This is a genomic window from Methylobacterium sp. CCH5-D2 (assembly GCF_001556475.1).
Lineage (GTDB): Bacteria > Pseudomonadota > Alphaproteobacteria > Rhizobiales > Beijerinckiaceae > Methylobacterium > Methylobacterium hispanicum.
In genome coordinates this window covers 1-7,028 of the sequence record NZ_LSIX01000092.1, presented here as the reverse complement: position 1 = coordinate 7,028, position 7,028 = coordinate 1, and the positions used below count along the sequence as shown (strand labels likewise).

Genomic DNA, 7,028 nt, shown 5'->3' with positions numbered 1-7,028 from the left:
GTCGCGACGTGGAGGGCCTCCTCGTCGGTCAGTCGAAGCTGGAAGGGCGGCAGGGCGCCCGCCTGCAGCGCGACCACGGCCTGCCCCTGCTCGTCGGTCCCGACCTCGATCGCCGAGGAGGTGACGTCGAGCATCGCGACCTCCTCGTCGCTCAGATCCTCCGGCAGTTCGGGCTCCTCCGAGTCGTCGATCGCGGTGAGCAGCTGGCCGACGGCCCGCACCAGGGCGCGGGCGGCGCGCGCATCCATCACCACGGCCGTCGCCTGATCGTCCTTCTGGAAGGAGAGCTGAATGTTGGCTCCTTCCAACGAAACCGAGATGCCTGCCATGGATCGCCTAACTGCCTGAACGCGTACCATATATGCACCGCGCCGGCCCGGATTCACAGGGCCGTGCGGCTCCTCCGGCGAGAAGGCCGCGGGGCCCGGAGGGAAATTGGATGGCGGCCTCGCCTTGTTGCGGCCGCAAGGACCCACTAGATATGTCCGTGGAGGGCCACCGATCGAGACCGACGCTTTTCAAGGTTCAGCGTCTCGCGCCCTGCCTGCTCTGCAAGACTTTCGAAGACGAAGCGATCTGCGTCCTCGGGCGTACGGATCGTCGTCTTCTTATGGACGATACGAGGTACTATACGTGAATACCGGCACCGTGAAGTGGTTCAACGAGACCAAGGGCTACGGCTTCATCCAGCCCGACGACGGCGGCAAGGACGTGTTCGTCCACATCTCCGCCGTGGAGCGCGCTGGGCTGCGTAACCTCGTCGAGGGCCAGAAGCTCTCCTACGAGATCGTGGCCGACAAGCGCAGCGGCAAGGAAGCCGCGGGCAACCTCCAGGCGGCCTGACGCACCCTCCCGCGGCTCTCGCAACCGGAGCCCGCTCCACGCGGCCGGAACCCGGCCGAAGCCCTCCGACGCTGCCGTCCCGCGCTCATCCGCGGGACCGGTCGCGCCGGACGGTCGAAAGCACACGAAGAAACGGAGTCGCAGGGGCCGGACGGACCGGGCATCACCTGCGCCGACATTGGACAGAACAAGAAAAGACATGCAGTTCGAGTACACGCGCCTCAAGAGCGCCCGGTCGCCCGTCACCGACGCGCCGACCTTTCGGGTCAGGACCCTCAACGAAGCCTCCCGCGCCGGGCGCAGGGCCGACCTTTCCCATCTGATCGACCGCAGCTACGGCTACCACTCGCCGCGCGAACTGCGCTGGCATCTCGCCGAGCGCCTCGGCCTCGCGCCCGACACCGTGCGGCTGCGGGAAGCCGCGATCTGAGCCTCCTCGGGGCCTCCTCGGGGCGGCCCGTTCGGCAAGCTGCCCTCCGGCCGTCCCCTACCCACCCATCTGCCAGGCCGACAGCGCCTGATCGCGCAAGCCGTCCGTGACCGCGACGAGTTCGCCGTGCACGGGTTCGGGCCGGTTGTAGGCCGGCATCCGGCCCCCGCGATCGCGCACGCTGCCGCCGGCCTCGCGCAGGACGAGATCCGCACCCGCCAGATCCCAGTCTCGGGCATTCGCGGTGATCAGGCCGAGATCGATCGCGCCCTCGGCCACCCGCGCCAGCCGCAGGGCGAGCGAGGGAATGCGCTCGACCGTCGTGAAATCCGCGCTCGCCCCCCCGCGCGCCACGCCGCGCTCGAGCCGGTCGAACATCGGCTTGGGGCCGGTGACGCGCGCGCCGGGCAGGTCCGCGCGCTCCGAGACCCGGATCGGCTCCCCGTTGCAGGTGGCGCCCTGCCCGCGCACGGCCTCGTAGGCCTTGCCGCAGACGGGGGCGTGCACGAAGCCGACGAGCGGCTCGCCCGCCGACAGCAGCGCCACCGCGATCGACCAGTCCGGATGGCCCGACAGGAAGGCGCGCGTGCCGTCGATCGGATCGACGATCCAGACGAGGTCGCGCCCGATCCGGGCGTGGTCGTCCGCCGTCTCCTCCGACAGCCACGCGGCCTGCGGCACCAGCTCGCTCAGGCGGATCTTCAGGAAGGTGTCGACGGCGACGTCGGCCTCCGTCACGGGCGAGCCGCCGGCCTTCGACCAGACCCGCGCCGAGGTCTGGTCGCCCCGGCGGAAGAAGGGCAGGGCGAGGTCCGCCGCCTCGCGGAGCGCGCCGCGCAGGGCCGGCATCAGCGCGGACACGGCATCGGCGGAGATCGGGTCGGGCATCCGTGATCCGGTTCGGGTCGGCCCCAAAGCGGCGCGGCGATCCCTGCTTGCGGACCGGGCGACACGGGGACGAGAGAGGGTCGGGCCGGCGAGGCCGGCGGTGCCACCTGTTCTAAGGTGCGGTGCTGGGGGCCACAAGCAGCGTGGCACCGCCGGTCGGATCGGTCGCATCCGTCGCATCGGGGCAAGGAAGCGTTGAGCATTCCGCCAGCAACCCCCGGGTCCAGATTCGCTTAACGCTGGCTCTTAAGGTCATCGAGGGAGGTCGGGGCCCAATCTGCTCTGCATAACGGACGGTCCGACAGAGATCGCCACTTGCAACAGGGCATCGAACCGATGAACACCTTCGAAACCATGGCGAGCCCGCACGAGATCCACTGCCAGGACGGCGCCTCCGCCCCGGTCTGGCCCGCCGCCTTCCCGGCGCTCCCGGTGTTCGGCGCCGGCCAGCAGGGCGCGAAGCCCGCCGGCGTCGCCCTCGCCTTCGCGGGCGACGAGAGCGAGATGAGCGGTGAGGATCGCTTCAAGCTGGCGCTCGTCGACGCCGAGGGCCGGGTGTTCGACCAGCTCGGGCCGTTCTGCGAGGAGGAGGTCGTCGCCGTGTGGCGCGACATCGCCCAGCGGGCGGGCCTTGCCCGGATGATCGTGCGCGAGGACGGCGTGCTCTGCCCGGTCTCGCAGCAGCTCGGCCGCCTCGCGCTCGGCAAGACCCGGATGCGCCGCCGCCACGGCTCGCTCTGCGACCGGCGCCCGCGCTTCCTCGTCCGCCGCAAGACCGGCCGCCTGCCGGCCCGCCCGCTGATCCACCGGGGCGAGAACGAGATCATCGCCCGGACCTGAGAGCGCTTCAGTACAGCCAGCCGAGCGCCACCGTATCGGCGGCCAGCCCCGCGAACAGGATGAGACCCGCCCCGCGGTTGGCCCGGAACAGGGTCAGTGCCCCGCGCCCGTCCCGCTCCCGCAGGGACCAGACCTGCCAAGCGAGATGGCTCGCGAAGGCCGCGACGCCCAGATAGGCCAGGGGCCCGCACCCTGCGCCCCGCACGGCGAGCGCGATGCACAGCGCGGAGATCCCGTAGCAGAGGCCCACGGCCAACCTCAGCCGGTCGCCGAACAGGCGGGCCGAGGAGCGGATCCCGGCGATCTCGTCGTCCTCGATGTCCTGCACGGCGTAGATCGTGTCGTAGCCGACGACCCAGGCGACCGAGCCCGCGTAGAGCGCGAGCGCCGGCGCGCCGAGCGTGCCGAACACCGCGACCCAGCCCATCAGCGCGCCCCAGGCGAAGGCCAGCCCGAGCACGGCCTGCGGCATCGGCATCACCCGCTTCATGAACGGGTAGATCGCCACCGGCACCAGCGAGCACAGGCCGACGAGGATCGCCGTGCCGTTGAACTGCAGCAGCACCGCGAGGCCGACCAGCGCCTGCGCGATCAGGAACAGGGCCGCCGCCCGGGGGCGGACCTGCCCGGAGGGGAGGGGGCGCGAGCGCGTGCGCTCCACCTGGGCGTCGAGGTCGCGGTCGGCGATGTCGTTGTAGGTCGAGCCGGCCCCGCGCATGGCCACGGCGCCGACGAGGAACAGCGCGAGGTGCCAGGGATCGGGCCAGGGATGGTCGGCCCGGGTCGCGGCGAGCGCGGCGGACCACCAGCAGGGCAGGAGCAGCAGCCACCAGCCGATGGGCCGGTCGATGCGGGCGAGCCGCAGATAGGGCCGGGCAGCCCGCGGCGCGAGCCGGTCGACCCAGTGTCCCGCGACCGCGTCCGCGACGCGTCCGTCCGCGGCCGCTTCGCGCCCGTCCGCGGGGCCGCTCACCCCGTGCGCCGCGCGCACCGGAGGATCAGAGCGCGCCCTGGGGCAGCTTGAACGAGCCGGTCAGGCCGGGCCCGCCGAGCAGGCCGCCGCCGCCGCCGTTCGCCGCCTGGGCGCGGGCCTGCGCCTCCATCTTGGCGGCCTGGGCCGCCATGCCGCAGACCTTGGTGCGGACCTCGCCGACCTTCTGGTTGTCGGCCTTGAACCCTTGCGCGAACGAATCGGGGATCGAGCACCACTCCTTGTTGGCCTCGATCCACTTGATGCCGGAGGCGCCGTTCTGCTGCAGCTTGCCGAACAGGGCGCAGGCTTCCTGCGGGGTCATCTTCTTCTTCGAGGTCGAGGCGGCGTTCGCCTTCGCGACCAGGGCCTTGCGCTCCTCCAGGGTCTTCTGGATCGCGCCGCAATCGCTCGACGACTGGGCCAGGGCGGCGGCGCCCCAGAGGGTGCTGCCGGCGAGCGCCGCCGCGGCCAGTACGCAGGTCCTGAATGCCATCGCCTAGACTCCTGGGGTCCTTTGGGCCGTATCCCTGGGGCCGCCATTCTGGGCTGCGCCGGGCGCCGGAGCCCGGCCGGAACGGCGGCTGTGTTCTTGGTGTCCGGTTCGCCACAGGAATGTGGCGTCAATCAAGACGCGGGCCGCCGCTGCCAACCGCGAAGGCGCGAAGGGTTGCCGCGGGAGGGGCGGTTCGGGCTGAAAAAGCCCCGCTGTAACCTTTCGGCAACGTTTCGGTGCTCCCGGGCGCGATGCGTTGACAGGGGCCGCGCCCCGCGCGACCAGACCGGCATGGCAGCCTACGACTTCACCGCGCCCCGGCTCCATGTCGCGGCGGATCTCCACGCGGGCGCCAGCCTGCCGCTCGACCGGGCGCAGGCGAACTACCTGCTCAACGTCCTGCGCCGGAAGCCCGAGGATCCGGTCCTGCTCTTCAACGGGCGCGACGGCGAGTGGCGGGCGAGCCTCGTCCCCTCGGGCCGCAAGAGCGCCGACCTGATGGTGGTCGAGCGGACCCGTCCCCAGAATGCGGCCCCGGACCTGCACTACCTCTTCGCACCCCTGAAGAGCGCGCGCCTCGACTACCTCGCCCAGAAGGCGGTCGAGATGGGCGCGGGCACGATCCGGCCGGTCTTCACCCGCTACACGCAAGGGGAGCGGATCAACCTGGAACGTCTCGGGGCGAACGTGGTGGAGGCCGCCGAGCAGTGCGGCATCCTGGCGATCCCGGCGGTCGCCGAGCCCGCGCGCCTGCCCGAAGCCCTGGCCGCGCTCGCGCCGGAGCGCCTGCTGGTCTTCTGCGACGAGGACGCGCCCGTCGCCGACCCGGTCGCGGCGCTGCGCGGCGCGGGCGACCCGGCCGCACCGCCCCCGCTCGCCGTGCTGGTCGGGCCGGAGGGCGGGTTCGCGCCCGAGGAGCGAGACCTGATCGCCGCCCGCCCGAACACCGTCGCGCTCTCGCTGGGGCCACGCATTCTGCGGGCCGACACCGCCGCGGTCGCGGTGCTCGCCCTGGTCCAGGCCGTGCTCGGCGACGCCCGGCAGGGAAGCAGACAAGTCTCGGATCCCTGAGGCCGATCCCAAACCGGGGGCTTCGCCCCCCTGGACCGAAGGACCCGAGGACCACGGTGATCCCAGGCTTGGCCGTGTGCGCGGACGCACATGGAGGGGCTCGGGCCGCCCGGATGGGCGGAAACGGCGCGGCGGGGCCGCACGCGAGCGCGTTGTCGCGCCTTGCCGGCTGGATTAAGCGCACGACATCCCGTTCAACGGGTCGGGACCTTGGACTCGCCGGCACGCCCGGCGCGCTTCAACCCATCGCAGACGACGACGCACGGGAAGAAGGCGCATGGCGCGCGACATCTCCGACACCACCCCGCTCACCACGCGCGCCGAGCTGATCGCTTGGTTCGCGGAAGGCGAGAAGCCGCGCGAGCAGTTCCGCATCGGCACCGAGCACGAGAAGATCCCGTTCTACCGGGCGGACAACACGCCCGTGCCCTACGGGGGCGAGCACGGCATCCGGGCGCTGCTCGAAGGCCTGCGCCGCGAGACCGGCTGGGAGCCGATCCTCGATCTCGGCAACATCATCGGCCTGCACGCGGAGGCGGGCGGGGCGATCTCGATCGAGCCCGGCGGGCAGTTCGAACTCTCCGGCGCGGCGCTGCCCGACGTGCACGCCACCGTGCGGGAGCTCGACGAGCACCTCGCCGCCACGAAGCGGGCGGCCGACCCGCTCGGCATCGGCTTCCTCGATCTCGGCATGAGCCCGAAATGGCGGCGCGAGGAGACGCCCGTCATGCCGAAGAGCCGCTACCGGATCATGGCGGGCTACATGCCCAAGGTCGGCAGCCTCGGCCTCGACATGATGCTGCGGACCGCCACCGTGCAGGTGAACGTCGATTTCGCCTCCGAAGCCGACATGGTCAGGAAGCTGCGCGCCTCGCTCGCCCTGCAGCCCGTGGCGACCGCGCTCTTCGCCAACTCGCCCTTCACCGACGGGCGCCCGAACGGCTTCCTCTCCCGCCGCTCCGAGATCTGGCGCGACACCGACGCCGACCGCACCGGCATGCTGGGCTTCGCCTTCGAACCGGGCTTCGGCTACGAGGGCTACGTCGACTGGCTGCTCGACATGCCGATGTACTTCGTCAAGCGGGGCGACACCTACCATGACGTCTCGGGCGCCTCCTTTCGCGACCTGATGGCGGGCAAGCTCGCGCAGCTGCCCGGCGAGTACGCCACCGTCTCGGACTGGGCCAACCACGCCTCGACCGCCTTCCCGGAGGTGCGCCTGAAGCGCTTCCTCGAGATGCGCGGCGCGGATGTCGGCGGCCCGGACATGATCGCCGCGCAGGCCGCCTTCTGGACCGGCCTGCTCTACGACGAGGCCGCCCTCGACGCGGGCCTCGACCTCACCAAGGGCTGGAGCGCGCAGGGGCGCGAGGCCATGCGCGCCACCGTGCCGCGGCTGGGCCTCGCCACGCCGATCTGTGGGCGCAGCCTCGGGGCGGTCGCGGCGGAGGCCCTGGCCATCGCGCGCGCCGGCCTGCAGGCCCGCGCCC

At 72.0% G+C, this 7,028-nt stretch carries 9 protein-coding genes; 5 read left to right on the top strand and 4 right to left on the bottom strand.

Going from position 1 to position 7,028, the window contains the following annotated elements; all coding sequences use genetic code 11:
- On the bottom strand, nucleotides 1-329 hold a 329-nt coding region (locus AX737_RS02045), incomplete at its 3' end, for a hypothetical protein (RefSeq protein WP_066918614.1).
- A gap of 304 nt (nucleotides 330-633) precedes the next feature.
- On the opposite strand from AX737_RS02045, the gene AX737_RS02040 reads away from it, so the two are divergent.
- On the top strand, nucleotides 634-843 hold the full coding sequence (locus tag AX737_RS02040; RefSeq protein ID WP_066918608.1) for a cold-shock protein: 210 nt from the start codon (nucleotides 634-636) through the stop codon (nucleotides 841-843).
- A gap of 199 nt (nucleotides 844-1,042) precedes the next feature.
- The gene (locus AX737_RS02035; protein WP_066918606.1) at nucleotides 1,043-1,273 is read left to right on the top strand and encodes an AsnC family transcriptional regulator; all 231 of its coding nucleotides are present in this window, start codon (nucleotides 1,043-1,045) and stop codon (nucleotides 1,271-1,273) included.
- Nucleotides 1,274-1,330: 57 nt separating this feature from the next.
- On the opposite strand, the gene AX737_RS02030 is transcribed toward AX737_RS02035, so the two are convergent.
- Complete coding sequence (locus AX737_RS02030) at nucleotides 1,331-2,161, bottom strand: 3'(2'),5'-bisphosphate nucleotidase CysQ (protein WP_066918604.1); 831 nt, start codon at nucleotides 2,159-2,161, stop codon at nucleotides 1,331-1,333.
- Nucleotides 2,162-2,497: 336 nt separating this feature from the next.
- Between AX737_RS02030 and AX737_RS02025 the strand changes: the two genes are divergently transcribed.
- Nucleotides 2,498-3,001, top strand: a complete 504-nt coding sequence (locus AX737_RS02025) for a DUF6101 family protein (RefSeq protein ID WP_238229342.1) — start codon at nucleotides 2,498-2,500, stop codon at nucleotides 2,999-3,001.
- 7 nt (nucleotides 3,002-3,008) lie between these two features.
- Here AX737_RS02025 and ubiA read toward each other — a convergent pair whose 3' ends face one another.
- Nucleotides 3,009-3,974, bottom strand: coding sequence for a 4-hydroxybenzoate octaprenyltransferase (gene ubiA, locus AX737_RS02020; RefSeq protein ID WP_066918610.1), 966 nt, complete (start codon nucleotides 3,972-3,974; stop codon nucleotides 3,009-3,011).
- Nucleotides 3,975-3,999: 25 nt separating this feature from the next.
- Nucleotides 4,000-4,467: a hypothetical protein gene (locus AX737_RS02015; protein ID WP_066918601.1), complete on the bottom strand. Its 468-nt coding sequence runs from the start codon at nucleotides 4,465-4,467 to the stop codon at nucleotides 4,000-4,002.
- A 291-nt stretch (nucleotides 4,468-4,758) separates the two neighbouring features.
- Here AX737_RS02015 and AX737_RS02010 point away from each other — a divergent pair, with 291 nt between their 5' ends.
- Nucleotides 4,759-5,538 (top strand): 16S rRNA (uracil(1498)-N(3))-methyltransferase, encoded by a 780-nt coding sequence (locus AX737_RS02010; protein ID WP_066918599.1) that lies wholly within the window; start codon nucleotides 4,759-4,761, stop codon nucleotides 5,536-5,538.
- Between the two features lie 277 nt (nucleotides 5,539-5,815).
- A partial coding sequence (locus AX737_RS02005) for a glutamate--cysteine ligase (RefSeq protein ID WP_066918596.1) occupies nucleotides 5,816-7,028 on the top strand: 1,213 nt, incomplete at its 3' end.

Bases quoted from the DNA above. Each gene is read 5' to 3' on its own strand.
- AX737_RS02015 (WP_066918601.1), bottom strand. From the start codon at position 4,467: ATGGCATTCAGGACCTGCGTACTGGCCGCGGCGGCGCTCGCCGGCAGC.
- AX737_RS02035 (WP_066918606.1), top strand. From the start codon at position 1,043: ATGCAGTTCGAGTACACGCGCCTCAAGAGCGCCCGGTCGCCCGTCACC.
- AX737_RS02010 (WP_066918599.1), top strand. From the start codon at position 4,759: ATGGCAGCCTACGACTTCACCGCGCCCCGGCTCCATGTCGCGGCGGAT.
- AX737_RS02025 (WP_238229342.1), top strand. From the start codon at position 2,498: ATGAACACCTTCGAAACCATGGCGAGCCCGCACGAGATCCACTGCCAG.
- AX737_RS02030 (WP_066918604.1), bottom strand. From the start codon at position 2,161: ATGCCCGACCCGATCTCCGCCGATGCCGTGTCCGCGCTGATGCCGGCC.